This is a genomic window from Kribbella sp. NPDC050470 (assembly GCF_044458365.1).
Classification (GTDB): Bacteria; Actinomycetota; Actinomycetes; order Propionibacteriales; family Kribbellaceae; genus Kribbella.
In genome coordinates, this window is the sequence record NZ_JBITHV010000011.1 from 163,829 (window position 1) to 178,753 (window position 14,925).

At 69.3% G+C, this 14,925-nt stretch carries 18 protein-coding genes and 1 tRNA gene; 11 read left to right on the forward strand and 8 right to left on the reverse strand.

Features of this window, described 5'->3' with window-relative positions; translation table 11 throughout:
• Both ACIBGM_RS32180 and ACIBGM_RS32185 read left to right on the forward strand, forming a co-directional pair.
• On the forward strand, positions 1–1,869 hold the full coding sequence (locus ACIBGM_RS32180) for a hypothetical protein (RefSeq protein WP_396387680.1): 1,869 nt from the start codon (positions 1–3) through the stop codon (positions 1,867–1,869).
• A gap of 87 nt (positions 1,870–1,956) precedes the next feature.
• Positions 1,957–2,460 (forward strand): hypothetical protein, encoded by a 504-nt coding sequence (locus tag ACIBGM_RS32185; protein WP_396387681.1) that lies wholly within the window; start codon positions 1,957–1,959, stop codon positions 2,458–2,460.
• On the opposite strand, the gene ACIBGM_RS32190 is transcribed toward ACIBGM_RS32185, so the two are convergent.
• Positions 2,442–2,527: transfer RNA gene (locus tag ACIBGM_RS32190), tRNA-Leu, on the reverse strand. The genes ACIBGM_RS32185 and ACIBGM_RS32190 overlap by 19 nt on opposite strands.
• 143 nt (positions 2,528–2,670) lie before the next feature.
• On the opposite strand from ACIBGM_RS32190, the gene ACIBGM_RS32195 reads away from it, so the two are divergent.
• A complete protein-coding gene (locus ACIBGM_RS32195) occupies positions 2,671–3,483 on the forward strand; it encodes a maleylpyruvate isomerase family mycothiol-dependent enzyme (RefSeq protein ID WP_360535920.1) in 813 nt (270 codons plus the stop codon).
• An 8-nt stretch (positions 3,484–3,491) separates the two neighbouring features.
• The gene (locus ACIBGM_RS32200; RefSeq protein ID WP_396387682.1) at positions 3,492–3,980 is read left to right on the forward strand and encodes a VOC family protein; all 489 of its coding nucleotides are present in this window, start codon (positions 3,492–3,494) and stop codon (positions 3,978–3,980) included.
• On the opposite strand, the gene ACIBGM_RS32205 is transcribed toward ACIBGM_RS32200, so the two are convergent.
• Genes ACIBGM_RS32205 through ACIBGM_RS32215 form a run of 3 tightly spaced genes read right to left on the reverse strand, consistent with a single transcriptional unit; the run spans position 3,967 to position 5,442 of the window.
• A complete protein-coding gene (locus ACIBGM_RS32205) occupies positions 3,967–4,635 on the reverse strand; it encodes an endonuclease V (protein WP_360535916.1) in 669 nt (222 codons plus the stop codon). The genes ACIBGM_RS32200 and ACIBGM_RS32205 overlap by 14 nt on opposite strands.
• The gene (locus ACIBGM_RS32210; protein WP_396387683.1) at positions 4,619–5,239 is read right to left on the reverse strand and encodes a dienelactone hydrolase family protein; all 621 of its coding nucleotides are present in this window, start codon (positions 5,237–5,239) and stop codon (positions 4,619–4,621) included. Before ACIBGM_RS32210 ends, ACIBGM_RS32205 begins: the two co-directional genes overlap by 17 nt.
• Entirely contained in the window at positions 5,236–5,442 is a 207-nt protein-coding gene (locus ACIBGM_RS32215) for a hypothetical protein (protein WP_360535912.1), read from the reverse strand. Before ACIBGM_RS32215 ends, ACIBGM_RS32210 begins: the two co-directional genes overlap by 4 nt.
• A 71-nt stretch (positions 5,443–5,513) precedes the next feature.
• On the opposite strand from ACIBGM_RS32215, the gene ACIBGM_RS32220 reads away from it, so the two are divergent.
• Positions 5,514–6,845 (forward strand): M20/M25/M40 family metallo-hydrolase, encoded by a 1,332-nt coding sequence (locus tag ACIBGM_RS32220; RefSeq protein ID WP_360535910.1) that lies wholly within the window; start codon positions 5,514–5,516, stop codon positions 6,843–6,845.
• Between the two features lie 3 nt (positions 6,846–6,848).
• Here ACIBGM_RS32220 and ACIBGM_RS32225 read toward each other — a convergent pair whose 3' ends face one another.
• Both ACIBGM_RS32225 and ACIBGM_RS32230 read right to left on the reverse strand, forming a co-directional pair.
• Complete coding sequence (locus ACIBGM_RS32225) at positions 6,849–7,118, reverse strand: DUF1876 domain-containing protein (RefSeq protein ID WP_360535908.1); 270 nt, start codon at positions 7,116–7,118, stop codon at positions 6,849–6,851.
• 43 nt (positions 7,119–7,161) lie between these two features.
• Positions 7,162–8,022, reverse strand: coding sequence for a LysR family transcriptional regulator (locus tag ACIBGM_RS32230; protein ID WP_396387684.1), 861 nt, complete (start codon positions 8,020–8,022; stop codon positions 7,162–7,164).
• Between the two features lie 73 nt (positions 8,023–8,095).
• On the opposite strand from ACIBGM_RS32230, the gene ACIBGM_RS32235 reads away from it, so the two are divergent.
• The 4 genes from ACIBGM_RS32235 (at position 8,096) to ACIBGM_RS32250 (ending at position 11,703) form a co-directional block, all read left to right on the forward strand.
• Entirely contained in the window at positions 8,096–9,316 is a 1,221-nt protein-coding gene (locus tag ACIBGM_RS32235) for an MFS transporter (protein ID WP_396387685.1), read from the forward strand.
• Positions 9,276–10,016 (forward strand): N-acetyltransferase, encoded by a 741-nt coding sequence (locus ACIBGM_RS32240; RefSeq protein WP_396387686.1) that lies wholly within the window; start codon positions 9,276–9,278, stop codon positions 10,014–10,016. Before ACIBGM_RS32235 ends, ACIBGM_RS32240 begins: the two co-directional genes overlap by 41 nt.
• A 54-nt stretch (positions 10,017–10,070) precedes the next feature.
• Positions 10,071–10,484 carry an ester cyclase gene (locus ACIBGM_RS32245; RefSeq protein WP_396387687.1) on the forward strand — a complete coding sequence of 138 codons (414 nt, stop codon included), beginning with the start codon at positions 10,071–10,073 and terminating at the stop codon, positions 10,482–10,484.
• Between the two features lie 187 nt (positions 10,485–10,671).
• Complete coding sequence (locus ACIBGM_RS32250; RefSeq protein ID WP_396387688.1) at positions 10,672–11,703, forward strand: LuxR C-terminal-related transcriptional regulator; 1,032 nt, start codon at positions 10,672–10,674, stop codon at positions 11,701–11,703.
• Here ACIBGM_RS32250 and ACIBGM_RS32255 read toward each other — a convergent pair.
• Positions 11,687–11,872 carry a DUF5703 family protein gene (locus ACIBGM_RS32255; protein ID WP_130448421.1) on the reverse strand — a complete coding sequence of 62 codons (186 nt, stop codon included), beginning with the start codon at positions 11,870–11,872 and terminating at the stop codon, positions 11,687–11,689. The genes ACIBGM_RS32250 and ACIBGM_RS32255 overlap by 17 nt on opposite strands.
• Positions 11,873–11,887: 15 nt before the next feature.
• Positions 11,888–12,829, reverse strand: a complete 942-nt coding sequence (locus ACIBGM_RS32260) for an aldo/keto reductase (protein ID WP_360535896.1) — start codon at positions 12,827–12,829, stop codon at positions 11,888–11,890.
• A gap of 51 nt (positions 12,830–12,880) precedes the next feature.
• Here ACIBGM_RS32260 and ACIBGM_RS32265 point away from each other — a divergent pair, with 51 nt between their 5' ends.
• A complete protein-coding gene (locus tag ACIBGM_RS32265; protein ID WP_396387689.1) occupies positions 12,881–13,933 on the forward strand; it encodes an LLM class F420-dependent oxidoreductase in 1,053 nt (350 codons plus the stop codon).
• Positions 13,934–14,761, forward strand: a complete 828-nt coding sequence (locus ACIBGM_RS32270; RefSeq protein WP_396387690.1) for an undecaprenyl-diphosphate phosphatase — start codon at positions 13,934–13,936, stop codon at positions 14,759–14,761.
• The last annotated feature ends 164 nt before the right edge of the window (positions 14,762–14,925 follow it).

Sequence of the window (14,925 nt, forward strand, 5' to 3'; positions counted from 1 at the left end):
ATGCCGTTCAGCATCACGCGCAACCTCGGCTCGGTCATCGCGAAGAAGTCGCGGCCCGCGATCACCATCTGGAACCGGCTCGAGGGCCGGCCGCGAGCGGAGAACTTCGACCGCGCGCTCCGGGCCGAGGTCCGTGATGCGTTGTGGATGCTGACCCGGCAGTGGCAAATGGGCGAGTTCCGGGGCGACGATGCGGGCTCGCCGATCGACGTGAAGGTCCATCTGGAGACGACGAAGCTGCAGAAGTACCAGGCGGTGCTCGGGCCGGTCGAACCCTTCAACGACCAGATCCCGCTCGAGGCACACGTCGAACGGATGGCGTTGGCGATCGCGCAGGGCGGCCATGAGATCGCGCTCGACCTCCGGCTGCTGCTCGGTCGGCAATGGCTGAAGCTGATCCGCAGTGTGTCGCCGGCGCCGCTGGTTGCCGAGCAGTTCATCGGCCAGTACCCGATCCACGTGCCGGATCCGACGGACCTCGCTGATGCGCCGACGTGCGCGCACCCCGAGGCATGGTCGAGCTTCGCAGCCGTCGCCACGCGGCGGATGGACGGGGTCAAGCTCCTCGACCACCTCGCCTCTGCTGGGAATCATGCGTACGACGGGATCCCGGCGCTGGTGGGGATGGAGGCGCAGGTCGACGTGGTTGCGGAGCGGTTCGTCCGCTGGTTCCGGCGCGTGTTTCACCAGCCGGCCGGACCGGGTGCCTGGCAGAAGGAGCGACTCGAGTACCAGTTCGCGGTGTCGGCGCCGTACGGCGAAGCGGAGAAGGTGCTGGCCGCGGAGGAGTACTACCAGGGCCATCTCGACTGGTACAACTTCGATGTCGACCCGACGCGGGAAACACTGGGCGACCTCGATCCGGCGGCTGTTCCGCCCAAGCCGCACACCTTGTCCATGTTGCCGACACAGGCGACGTTCAACGGGATGCCGAACACGCGTTGGTGGCGTTTCGAGGACTCCCGGACCAACTTCGGCGATATCAAGCCGGACACCACCGACCTGGCGAAACTGCTGCTGATCGAGTTCGGGCTCGTGTTCGCCAACGACTGGTTCGTCGTACCGTTCACCGTGCCGGCCGCGACCATCGCCGAGATTCGGGGCATGGCGGTGACGAACGTGTTCGGCGAGCGGACGTGGGTCGAGGCGGCCGGCCGTGGCGACGACGATGACTGGCAGCGCTGGTCGATGTTCCTGGTCTCGATCCGCGGTGAGGGTCATCAGCCGGCCGACCGTAGCCTGTTGCTACCGCCGGCGGCACGGCAGGTCCTCGAAGGACGGCCGCTCGAGCAGGTGATGCTCGGCCGGGACGAGATGGCCAACATGGTCTGGGGAATCGAGCAGACGATCGCTCTCCCGTCCGGTGACCCCGCGAACGGGCGGGAGGCGGCGGAGCAGACGCGCGCGTTCTTCGAAGCCGACTTGGAACGCCGCCTCGGCGCACCACCCGAGCCGCTGCCGCCGGCGGAAGGCGCGAAGATCCGCTACAAGGTGATGAGCTCGGTCCCGGAGAACTGGATCCCGCTGATCCCGGTCCATGTCGAGGGCGACAACCGGGAGGTCCAGCTCCAGCGGGCAGCGATGCTCCGGATCATGGAAGGGGACACCGCACCCACCCTGGAACCCGTTCGTCCGCGGACCTCGCTGCTCCGGCCTGGCCTCGAGGACACTCCGCCAACGGGCTATCTCCTGCACGAGGAGGAGGTCCCGCGCGCCGGAACTGTCGTGTCGACCAGCTTCGAGCGAACCCGCTGGAATGCGGGCCGCGCGTTCGTCTGGCTCGGGGTCCGCAAACAGACCGGCCGTGGCGAAGGCTCCAGCGGCCTGGCCTTCGATTACCTGGCCGACGTACCGCCGCCCAAGGACTGACACTGACACGCCTGTCGTTGACCCGTCGGAAGGGGCCTCCTCGACTGCCGAGTCGTAGAAAAGTCTTTCCGCTATGCAGAATTCGAGGTGCTGGTGGAGATCGAGGCACTCGCTGCTCGCCTGCGCGCCCAGCTGGGTGATGAGGCAGTCATCACCGATCGCGCGCAGCGGCGGACGTACGAATGCGACGGCCTGACCCACCATCGGGTGGTTCCCGCGCCGGTGGTCCTCGCCGACACGACGACCGCGGTCGCCGCGACGGTCAGACTCCGACGCGCCCTCGAGGCCGGCTGGGATCCGGCCGAGCTGACAAGCCAGTACAACGCCGCTGTCGCTAAGAAGCGAGCAGCCGAGGCCGGTATGGCAGCCATCGAGCCTCCGCAGCGGTTAACGGCCAAGGACGTTCGAGCGATGGTCGACCAGCTCGGAGACATCGGGCGAGTGCTCGACAGCGCGACGCAAGAGGACCTTGCTTCCCTGTACGACGCACTACGTCTGACGATCGACTACGACCACAGGACCCGGGTGGCTGAAGTGTCGATCACGCCTGCCCCGCGTGTGGATAGTGTGTGTGTCCGAGGGGGGACTTGAACCCCCACGCCCCGCGAAGGGCACTAGCACCTCAAGCTAGCGCGTCTGCCTATTCCGCCACCCGGACGAGTGGTCTTGCCGCCGTAGCGACGCTGACCGGAGAACAGTAGCAAAGTCCACGGGTGGAATTCACATCGGGGCTCAGCGGGCTGACTTGGGGGCGTTCGAGGGGTAGTTTGAAATTCAAGGGTCGGCCGGGAGGAGGGTCGGATGAACGCGTGGAACGCGATGACGTTCGAGGGCAAGGACACCATCCTGGGGGTGGTTCGCCGGGAGGCGGGGGAGTTCTTCGAGCTGGTCGACAGCGACGCGGTGTGGGAGGCGCCGACCGGGGCCGGGCATTGGCAGGTGCGGGACGTGGTGGCGCACATCGCAGACACCACCGAGGCGTACTTCGTCGCCTTCGACGCGGCCCGGTCGCACACCGAGGTGCCGGCGGCGTACGGGCTGCCGGGGATGGCCGAGCGGGTCGACAAGCAGGCGCTGGCGCTGCGCGACGTACCGCGGGCCGAGCTGGTCGAGCGGCTCCGGGGTGACTTCGACAAGATGATGGAGATCTTCGACGCGCTCGGGCCGGACGAGTGGGGCGGGTTCAACGTGCCGCACTTCTACATGGGCCCGGTGCCGGCGTTCTTCTACCCGGCCTTCCAGTTGATGGACTACGGGGTCCATTCGTGGGACGTGCGGCAGGGGACCGGCCGGGCGCACGGGCTGACGGGTGAGGCGGCCGACCTGCTGGTGCCGTTCATGTTCGTGGTGTGGCAGGGGACCGCGGGTACGACGGAACCGGGCGAGCTCGGCATCCGGATCACCAGCGGCCCGAATGCCGGCGACACCCGGGTCCGCGTAGGCCCGGACGGGATGACCTACGAGCAACCGGCGGACGTCGGTGACTTGTCCACCGTCATCGAGTTCGACCCGGGTAGTTTCGTGCTGACCGCGTTCGGGCGGAGCAACTCCGGCACGATCCGCGGTGAGCGGGCGATCGCCGACCGCTATCTCAACCTGTTCTTCCGGATCTGAGGGGGAGTATGACGGACATCGACCTGCCGGCGATCGAGGCCGAGCGCGACCGGATCAGAACGACGTACCTGACCGAAGGCGGGACGAGTTCCGCGCGCGGGCTGCACCACGTGGCGCTGCTGTGCGCGGACGTCGAGCGGACGGTGCAGTTCTACCAGGGCGTGCTCGAGTTCCCGCTCACCGAGATCGTCGGCAACCGGGACTACGAGGGCTCGAACCACTTCTTCTTCGACATCGGCAACGGCAACCTGCTGGCGTTCTTCGACTTCCCGGGCCTGGACCTCGGTCCGTACGCCGAGGTGCTTGGCGGACTGCACCACCTGGCCATCTCGGTGGAGCCGGACCAGTGGGCGCGGCTGAAGAAGAACCTGGACGAGGCCGGCGTCGAGTACCTCGAGGAGAGCGGTACGTCGATCTACTTCCGCGACCCCGACGGCGCGCGCGTCGAACTGATCGCCGATCCCCTGGGGGAGATGTACGGACTCAAGGTCCTCTGAGCAACCGCGCGGCCTGCCGGGCCCTCCGCAACGGCTCAGGAGTACGGCGTCCGGCGATGAACCGACTCACCACCTCGACCGCGGTGGTGAGGTCGGTCCGCCAGCCGGAGTGCACGACGAGCGGCCGAGTGCCGCGCCGGGTGCGCAGCCACGTCGCGACATGGTCCGGACCGATGAACAGCGGCGCCGTCGCGGCCGGCTCGTCGTCCGGCAGGTCGCCGGAGGCGGTTAGCGGGCGGTGAGTCACGCCCACCGTCGGCAGATCCAGTACGGCGCCCAACTGCACCGCCAGCCCGCACCGGCGCGGATGATCACGCCCGGTCGCGTCCAGCAGGAGTACGTCGGGTTGCGGCGCCAGGCGTCGTACGACGTCCTCCAGCAGAGGACCGAGGCGGAGAGCCAGCAAACCAGGCACGTAGGACGCCGAGGCGTGCCCCGGAACCAGGCATCGTCCGACAACGCTGCCCTGGTCCATGACGACCGCAGCACCCCAAGCCCGGTCGCCCGCTGACCCAGTGCCGGACAGGCCGCGAGCGAAGCAGACCCACGCTCCGCCGACCAGGCACGAGCGCTCGGGTGTCCATGGTGGAGGCGTAGCTCGGGCGAGGGTCTCCTGGGCCGAGATCAGCCCTGGCTCGTCAGTCGGCCAGGGCATCGAGGAACCAGTCCCGAGCGAGTACGGCGACCTGTTCGAGGGTGCCCGGTTCGGTGAAGAGGTGGGTGGCGCCGGCTACTACCTGGAGGTCGTTGGCGCACTGGAGTTGGCGTTGGGCGGTGCGGTTGTAGTCGAGGACCACGGTGTCGAGCTCGCCGACGATCAGCAGGGTGGGTGCCGTCACGGCGGCCAAACGTGGGCCGGCCAGGTCGACTCGGCCGCCGCGGGACACCACTGCGGCGACCGAGGTGGTGCCGGCGGCGGACCACAGGGCGGCGGCTCCGCCGGTGCTGGCGCCGAAGTAGGCGATCGGGCCGAAGCGGTCGCCCGCCCAGTCGTTGGCGCCGCTCAAGCGGTCGGCCAGGAGCGGGATGTCGAAGACGTTGCGGCGGTCGGCCGCCTCCGCGGTCGTCAGCAGGTCGAAGAGGAGGGTGGCGAGACCGGCTCGGTTGAGGACCTGGGCGACGTACTGGTTGCGCGGGCTCAGCCGGCTGCTGTCGCTGCCGTGGGCGAAGATCACCAGGCCGCTCGACCGCGCAGGCTCGGCGAGGTCGCCGGGGAGGGCGGCGCCCGACGACTCGATGGTCACCGGTGCGGTGGTCATTGCGAGTCCGGCGCCGGGTGTTCGACGAGCGCGATCACGCGGCTCGTGATGAAGCGGGCGGTGCGGATCGGTTTGCCGGTGCGGGTGACCTCGACGACCTCGGTGAGGTTGCGGGTGGTGTTGATCTCGACCCGGCGACCGGCCTTGGTGGCGGCGATCTCGTACGTCGACACCCCGTTGCCGGTGTCGATGACGACTTCCACCCAGTCACCCTTCACACAGTTCAGATACCCGGGACGTCGGCTGTCATGCCCGCGTGGGGGAGGATGGGCCCATGACTTCTCCGGGGACCAGCGAGCGTACGTCGTACACACCTGACGCCGAAGTGGTGGAGCTCTGCAGTGAGCTGATCCGGATCGACACCACGAACTACGGCAACGGGAAGAGCAACGGTGAGCGGGTCGCGGCGGAGTACGTCGCGGCGAAGCTGGACGAGGTCGGGATCGAGTCCACGATCTACGAGTCGGAGCCGGGCCGCGCGACCCTGGTCGCGCACTGGGAGGGCGAGGACTCCTCGGCCGACCCGCTGCTCGTGCACGGACACCTGGACGTCGTACCGGCGGACGCGAAGGACTGGAAGGTGGACCCGTTCGCCGGGGAGATCTTCGACGGGTGCGTGTGGGGCCGCGGCGCGGTCGACATGAAGGACTTCGACGCGATGGTGCTGTCCGTGGTCCGGGCCCGGCAGCGGGTCGGGGCGAAGCCGCGGCGGCCGGTCCGGCTGGTGTTCACCGCCGACGAGGAGGCCGGCGGCGTGTACGGCGCCCAGTGGCTGATCAACAACCACCCGGACACGGTCGCGGACTGCACCGAGGGGATCGGCGAGGTCGGCGGCTTCTCGGTCACCGTGAAGGACGACCTGCGGCTGTACCTGATCGAGACCGCGGAGAAGGGCATGAGCTGGATGCGGCTCAAGGCCCGCGGTACGGCGGGTCACGGGTCGATGGTGAACAACGACAACGCGGTCACCCACCTGGTCGAGGCGGTGACTCGGATCGGCGCGCACGAGTGGCCGCTGCGGGTCACGCCGACGGTCCGGGAGTTCCTGAAGACGCTGGAGGACGTGCTCGAGGTCGAGCTCGACCCGGACGACATGACCGAGACGCTGGCGAAGCTGGGCAGCTTCAGCCGGATGTTCGGCGCCACCATCCGCAACACCGCGAACCCGACGATGCTGAACGCCGGCTACAAGGTGAACGTGATCCCCGGCGACGCCGAGGCGCACATCGACGGCCGGTTCCTGCCCGGGTTCGAGGACGAGTTCTTCGCCACCATGGACGAGCTGATCGGCGACAAGGTACGGCGGGAGGCGGTGGTCGAGGACATCGCGCTGGAGACCGAGTTCAGCGGCGGCCTGGTCGAGGCGATGAAGGCGTGCCTGGCGGCCGAGGACCCGCAGAGCCGGACCGCGCCACTGCTGATGTCGGGTGGCACCGACGCCAAGTCGTGGAGCCGGCTCGGCGTCCGGTGCTTCGGGTTCGTGCCGCTGCAGCTGCCGCCGGACCTGGACTTCATGGGCATGTTCCACGGCATCGACGAGCGCGTCCCGACCAGCGCCCTGGAGTTCGGCTCCCGGGTGCTCGACCGCTTTCTCGATCAGGCCTGAGCGTCAGCCGCGCAGCCGGGACGGCCGGTGGGTGATCTCCTCGATGTCCTGCGCCGCCGCGAGCACCAGGCGGTGGGACAGCTCGGACAGCGCCCGCGCGGCCGCCAGTTCGTCGCCGATCTGCGGCACCTCGACGTCGTTCGGGTGCCGGTACGCCGTACCGCGCCCGGCCAGCTGTTCCCCGTCGGTCCGGAGCTTGGCCTCGGCGTGCGTCGTCCGCTCGCCCTCGACCTCGTCGATCACGATGTCAACCGTCCACTGCCGCTTCGTCATGGCACCCACCTCGCGTTTCTAGCGTCGTCCCGCAGGCCGCAGCTCACAAGAGGTTGAGCGTGGTCCGGAGGCTCGGGAGGTACCGGATCAGGGTCTGCGGCGGAGTGGGCGTCGTGACGAGGGACAGGGTGAGGCGGTAGCGGAACGGGGCGGGGACCAGGCGTTCGCCGGGGCGGAGCTCGGTGGCGAGTGCGCTGCGCGGGACGAGGGCGAGCTGAGTACGGCGACGCGCCATGGCGACAGTGGTGCTGAGCGTGACACCGCGGCGGGGGATCGCGCCAAGGGCGACCAGGCGGCTATGGATGTCTTCGGCGCCGCGGTCGTACGTCGAGAAGGCGATCGGGCGGTCCTTCAGCGGTTGCTTGCCGCGGCCGGGTGGGCCGGCGCCGGGTGGGACGAACAGGACGAGCTCGTCGCGGCCGACGCGGCGGGCGACGGTGCCGCGGGGCAGTGTCATCTGGTCGGCGATCGCGATGAATGCGGCGTCCATGGTTCCCTCCGCGATCCGTTCGACCAGGAAGTGGCCGTGGTCGACCTGCTGCTCGATGTCCAGGTCGGGCAGGTCCGCGTCGAGCACCGGGAACAGGATCGGCGCGATGCTGGCGAAGGTGCCGATCACGAGCCGATGTCCGGCGGCGGCCGCGCGGGTGGCGGTGTAGGCCTCCTCGAGGTGGCCAAGGATGTGGTCGGCCCGGCGCCCGAGCTCCGCTCCCGCGGGCGTCGGCCGAGCACCGCGGGTGTCGCGCTCGAACAGCTTGGTGCCGCACATGCGCTCGAGCCGGGCCAGCCGCTGGGACGCGGAGGGCTGCGAGATGCGCAGCTCGCGGGCCGCTGTGCCGACCGCGCCGGTTCGTCCGATCGCCTGCACCAATCGCAGGTCGTCGACCGATGGTAATGAAGCCATAGGGACAGCCTATGGCAACCGCCAAGCGCTTGCCGACTACTCGGAGCACCCGAAAACCCCAAGAATCAAAGGTGTGAGAGCCCGAAGCGAAGCGCTCGCGTTGCTGGCCGGCGGCGGCGCGGCGGACCTTGCGCTTCGGTTCACGCAGGTGGCGTTGCCGCTGGTGGTTCTCCATGAGACGGGCTCGGTCGCTGCGACTGGGCTGGTCGGCGGCGCGTCCGGCGTACCTGTGTTGCTGTCGCCATGGTGGGCGAGGAAGGCACGGCAGTGGGTGGACTCGGGTCCACGGCTTGCGGTGGTTGCTGCCATCCAGGCGGTGGCTCTGGCGAGTGTGCCGACTGCCGCCATGCTAGGACTCCTCACACCCGGGTTGCTGGTCGTCAGTGGTCTGTTGCTCGGCTGCGGCGAGGCGCTGTCCAATCCGGGGCGGTCAGCGCTGCTGGCTGACACCGGAGACCGGTGGGGTGAGGGCAAGGCCGTCGTACTGCTGACCTGGCAGGACGGTCTGCGCAGGATCGGCATGATGGTCGGCCCGGTCATCGGCGCCTTTGCGGTGTCGACAGGCCTCACCAACGGGCTGCTGTGGGTGGAGGCCGTCGGTGTACTCGCAGCAGGGCTCCTGGCGTGCACAGTGAAGGCAGAGCGTGCTCCTGAGGGCATTGAGGCTCCGTCTATCCGGGCCAGTCTCAAGACGCGTCCGGACGTTCTCTACGGCTGGATTGTTCGGGGGACCGGCTGCGTGACGTGGTTCGCGTTCACGCTGGGGCTGTCGGTGATCGGTGCGCAGCGCGGCGAGCCCGGTGTCTACCTCGCGGCCGGCATGACCGGGTACGGCGTTGGCTCGGTGATCGGCACGACGATCTCACTGGCCGTCGTACGTCGAGTGCCGCCAGTACCGCTCGCGACCGGGGCGTGGGCCTTCATGGGGTTGTGCTGGGCCGGGATGGGACTGTGGACGCATCCGCCGGTCATTGCCGTGATGGGCGCACTTGCGGGCATCAGCGTGGTCCTCGGGATCGCAGCGATCTCGGTCCTGATCACGCGAACCTCGGTCGGCGCCGAGCGGCGGGCGTTGTTGTCGGGGCAGTCGGTCGTCGTGAACGCGGGGAGCTCGGCCGGGTTGCTCGCCGGCGGGCCGATCATCGCCGCGGCCGGCGCCGAGCACACGCTGATCGGCGCGGGCCTGCTGACCACCCTGGTCGCGCTGATAATCCTGGTGAAAGCGAGGCGGTCGCGGTGCGACACTGCCGAGCATGTCCGAGATCGTCATCACCACTCTGGCCGAGCGGCCTGAGGTCACCAGCTGGCTGGGCGACTTCTGGAACGTCTGGCCGCAGTTCATGCTGCAGGACCTGGTCGCCGACGCGCTGCTCGGTGGGGTGCCTGAGGAGTTCGCCGACCAGTGCCTGATCGCGACCGAGGACGGCGAACTCGTCGCGCACTCGCGCAGCATCCCGTTCGCATTCCCGCTCGAGGACCGCCCGGAGCTGCCGTCGCGGGGGTGGGACCAGGTGCTGACGTGGGGCTTCGAGGACCTCCGCCGCGGCCGCGAGACCACCGTGTCGAGCGCGCTGGAGATCGTGATCAGGCCGAGCCACCTCGGCCGCGGGCTGTCCTACCGGATGCTGGCGGCGATGCGCGACGCGGTGAAGGCGAAGGGCCACACCACGCTGTACGCGCCGGTCCGCCCGAACGGCAAGACCGACGCCCGGATGCCAATGAGCGAGTACGTCGACCAGACCCGGGACGACGGCCTCCCCGTCGACCCGTGGCTGCGCGTCCATGTCAAAGCCGGCGGCAAGATCGTCAAGGTCGCCTCGACCTCGATGCTCATCGCCGGCTCCCTGGCGGAGTGGCGCGAGTGGACCGGCCTGCCCTTCGACCAGTCCGGCGAGGTGATCGTCCCCAAGGCCCTCGTCCCAATCCTGGCCGACGTGGACCACGACTACGCCGTCTACGTCGAACCCAACGTCTGGGTCCAGCACGACCTCTGAAACCCCAACTAGTTGGGGTGCCCCGGCCGCGCGGCGCGCCGCAGCATCAGAGGCATGAGTACGACGGAGCGCAACAAGGCCATCGTCCGCGACCTGATCGACGGACTGTTCAGCAAAGGCGACCTCGGCGCGGTCGACACCTACCTCGCCGAGGACTTCGTCAACCACGACCCGCCGTTCGGGGTCACGCCGGACCGCGACGGGATGCGGGTCGCCGGCGCCATAATGCGGGACGCCTTCCCCGACTGGCACAGCGAACTGCACCAACTCGTTGCCGAGGGCGACATCGTGGTGGAGCGGTTCACAGCGAGCGGGACGCATCGGGGTGAGGTGATGGGCGTCGCACCGACCGGCCAGGAGGTCAGTCTGCGCGGGATCAACATCTTCCGGCTGCGCGACGACCTGGTCGTCGAACGCTGGGGGCGGCTCGACGAACTCGGTTTCCTCCGGCAATTAGGCCGTGCCTGATGGTCCATCGCCTACTGCGCGGCACTCGGCACGGCATCTCGCCGCACTGGAGCAAAGACCACGATGAACCACATCGAGGCCTTCACTCCAGCACGCCGAGCTACCGCACCGAGCACCTGCTCGCTACGGCGCTGGACCATCAGGCACGACCTGGGCGTCGTACCGGATCAGCCGTAGCATCGCGAGCATGGGGGCGGCGGATCGCCTGGAAGTGCTGATCCAGCGGTGTTATGCGGGGCTGGACGCGGATCAGTTGCGGTCCGAGACGCTGATCCGGCTGCGGACGCTGATGACGATCGACGCCGCGTTCTTCGCGACGGTGGACCCGGCAACTGTGCTGTTCACGTCCGCGAGTGCGGACGAGCCGCTGACCAGCGTGACCGAGCAGTTCCTGGCGAACGAGTTCGGGCAGGACGACGTCAACAAGTTCGCCGCGCTCGCCGCCGGGCCCGACCCGGTGAGCTCGCTCGGTCACGCCACGAACGGGGAGTGGCCGAGCAGCGCCCGGTACGTCGAGGTGATGCGGCCGATCGGTCTCGGCGACGAGCTCCGGGCGGCGCTGGTCTCGAACGGGCGCTGCTGGGGCGTGATCTGCCTGCACCGGGAAGACGCCGACACCGGCTTCTCGGAGCAGGAGATCCAGCTGGTACGACGCCTTGGACCGCATCTCGCCGAGGGTCTGCGACGGAGCCTGCTCACCGCGGCCGTCGGGAGCGCCGAGGTCGGTCCCGGGGTGGTGGTTCTGAATTCGAAGCACGAGATCGTGTCGGTCAGCGCGGAGGCCGAGCACTGGATGGCTGAGCTGGAGCCGGAGCGCCGTACCGAGTTGCCGATGGCGGTGCGGGCTGCGGCGGTGCAGCTGGAACGGGTGCACGAGTTGCCGCAGGCTCCGGTGCTGAAGGTGCGGACCACGAGCGGCCGCTGGCTCGCGCTGCACGCGTCGACGCTGCGCGGAGCGGATGGGCAGCGGACGGCAGTCGTGATCGAGCCGGCCACGGCGGCGCAGCTCGGGTCGTTCCTGCTCGACCTCTACGGGCTGACACCGGCTCAGCAGCGGGTGACGGAGCTCCTGCTCAAGGGCTACTCGACCCGGCAGATCGTCGACCGGCTGTGTCTGTCGCAGTACACCGTGCAGGAGCACGTCCGGGCAGCCTTCGACAAGGTCGGTGTCGGCAGCCGCCGTGAGCTGGTGACGGTCTTGCTCAGAGGGTCCGCATGACGCGGATGATGCGGCGGCGGAGCCAGACTCGGCGGGTGCCGTCGGGGTAGCGGCGGAGGCGGGCCAGCTCCCAGCCGCCGTACTCGGCGTGCTCGGTCAGCAACCGGCGGACGGCGCCTCGCGACTCCGTCCTGGACACCTCGAACTGTTGCAGTTCGTATTCGGCCATCCGCACCTCCACCTGCTACGACACGTCCTCCAGCGCTGCGACGATCGCGGGTGGGAGGGTGAGCTCCTCCACACCCAGGATCGACTTGAGTTGCATCGCCGTCCGGGCCCCGACGATCGCCGCCGACACGCCCGGCCGGTCCCGCACCCAGGTGAGCGCCACCTCGAGCGGTGTCCAGCCGAGCCCGTCGGCGGCTCGTGCGACTGCCTCCACGATGCCCGAACCGCGGCCGTCGAGGTAGGGGTCGACGAATCTGGACAGATGCTGAGATGCCGCCCGCGAGTCCGCCGGGATCCCGGTGCGGTACTTCCCAGTCAACACACCACGGCCAAGCGGCGACCAGGCCAGGACACCGATTCCGAGCCCGCCGGCCGCCCGGATCGCGTCCGCCTCGGCGTCGCGGGCGAGCAACGAGTACTCCACCTGGTTCGACACCGGGACCGCGCGACCGGGCCACGCCTGCTGCCAGGTGACGGCGCGGGCCGACTTCCAGCCTGCGTAGTTCGAGACTCCGACGTACCGGACCTTGCCCGAGCTCACCGCGTGGTCGAGCGCCGACAGCGTCTCCTCCAGCGGCACGTCGTCCGACCAGGTGTGCAGCTGCCAGAGGTCGATGTGGTCGACGTTCAGCCGGCGCAGCGAGCCCTCCAGGTCGCGCAGCAGGGCGCCGCGGGAGGTGTCGGTGATCCGCTCGCCGCGGCGGACGCTGAACCCGGCCTTCGTCGCGATCACCAGGTCGTCGCGGTCCACCACGTCGCCGAGCAGCGAGCCGATCAGTCGCTCGCTGTCACCGTCTCCGTACGCCGCCGCGGTGTCGATCAGGGTGCCACCGGCGGCCACGAACGCGGCGAGCTCCTCGCGCGCCTCGTGCTCGTCGGTGTCCCGCCCCCAGGACATGGTGCCGAGGCCGAGCCGGCTCACCGCCAGTCCACTGTGACCGAGATAGCGCTGCTGCATGTGCCGAGCCTATTGGCCGCCACCGACAACGGCTCGTTAGGCTCGCCTGTCATGCGACTCGGACTCAACATCGGCTTCGTCTTCGGTGGCGACGACCATCTGGATCATCTGAGGCTGGTGAAGGAGGCCGAACGGCTCGGTTTCTCGGTCACCTGGGCCGCGGAGGCGTACGGCTCGGACGCCGCCACGCTGCTGACCTGGATCGCCGCCCAGACCTCGACCATCGACGTCGGCGCCGCGGTCTTCCAGATCCCGGCCCGGACCCCGGCGATGACCGCGATGACCGCCGCCACCCTGGACCGGCTGTCCGGCGGCCGGTTCCGGCTCGGCCTCGGCGTGTCCGGGCCGCAGGTGTCCGAGGGCTGGCACGGCGTCCGGTTCGACAAGCCGCTGGCCCGCACCCGGGAGTACGTGGCGATTGTGAACGCGGCGATGCGACGTGAGACCGTGGCGTTCGAGGGCGAGCACTTCACCCTGCCGTTGCCCGGCGGTCCGGGCAAGCCGCTCAAGCTGTCCATCCACCCGCTCCGCGACCACGTGCCGGTGTACCTTGCCGCGGTCGGCCCGAAGAACCTCGAGCTGGCCGGCGAGATCGCCGACGGCTGGCTCGGCATCCTGAACGACCCCGCCTATCTGGGAGAGCAGTTGAAGCACATCGCGACGGGCCGCGAGGCTCGTTCGGAAGGGCTCGACGGGTTCGACGTCGTCGCGTCCGTGCCGGTGATGACCGGTGACGATCTGCAGGTCGCGGCCGACCCGATCCGTGGGTACGCCGCTCTCTACATCGGCGGCATGGGCAGCCGGGAGAAGAACTTCTACAACGCCCTGGCGATCCGGATGGGGTACGCCGAGGAGGCCAGGCGGATCCAGGACCTGTACCTGGCCAAGCAGCACCGCGACGCGATGGCCGCCGTACCGCACGGCTTCATCGACTCGATCTCGCTGCTCGGCGGCAAGGAGCGGATGGCCGAGAAGCTCACCGCGTACGCCGAGGCCGGGGCGACGACGGTCGCGCTGACCCCGTTCGCGCCGACCGTCGAGCAGCGGATCGCCGACCTGCGCACGGTAGCCGAGGCCCTCGAGCTCGCCGGGGTCGGTGAGTAAGTGTCCATCTGGGAAGCCATCATCCTGGGCATCGTCGAGGGGCTCACCGAGTTCCTCCCGGTGTCGAGCACCGGGCACCTCACCATCGCCTCGAAGATGCTCGGCCAGCAGATCGACGACCCGGCGATCACCGCGTTCACCGCGGTGATCCAGTTCGGCGCGATCGCGGCCGTGGTGCTGTTCATGTGGAAGGACATCCGGACGTACGCCGTCGCCTGGTTCAAGGGCCTGCGGCACCCCGAGTACCGCGGCGAGTTCGACCACCGGATGGGCTGGTTCGTCATCGTCGGCTCCCTCCCGATCTGCATCGTCGGGTACCTTGGCCGGGAGATCATCTCCGGTCCGCTGCGCAGCATGTGGTGGGTCGCGGCGTCGCTGATCGGCTGGTCCTTCGTGATGGTCGCGGCCGAGCGCATCGGCCGGAAGAACCGGCCGCTGACCCGGATCACGCTGATCGACGCGGTCGTGATGGGCATCATCCAGTGCCTTGCGCTGATCCCCGGCGTGTCCCGCTCGGGCGCAACCATCTCGGCCGGCCTCTTCTGCAACCTGGACCGGGTCGCAGCCACCAAGATGGCGTTCCTCCTCGGCATCCCCGCACTGGTCGGCGCCGCAGTCTTCGAGCTCCCACACGCCCTCGACGGCAGCGTCGGCATCGTGCCGGTCCTGGTCGGAACCGTGGTCAGCTTCGTCGTCGCCTACGCGTCGGTCGCCTGGCTGCTCAAGTTCGTCGCCAAACACACGATCGAAGTCTTCGCCTTCTACCGCCTCCTGGTAGGCATCGTGATCGTCATCCTCCTGGCCACGAGCACGATCACGGCCACCTGACGCGGGGGGCGCCGGGTGGGTGGGGACCGGACCGCCAGGCCATCACAATCCGCGGCGCACCGCGGTGCCCCGCTCGGTGCGCGGGCCGTGGGGTGATTGTGATGGCCTGGCGGTCCGCGGCCGACGGGCGGGAGCCCAACGGGATGCACCGGCGACGAGCCGCG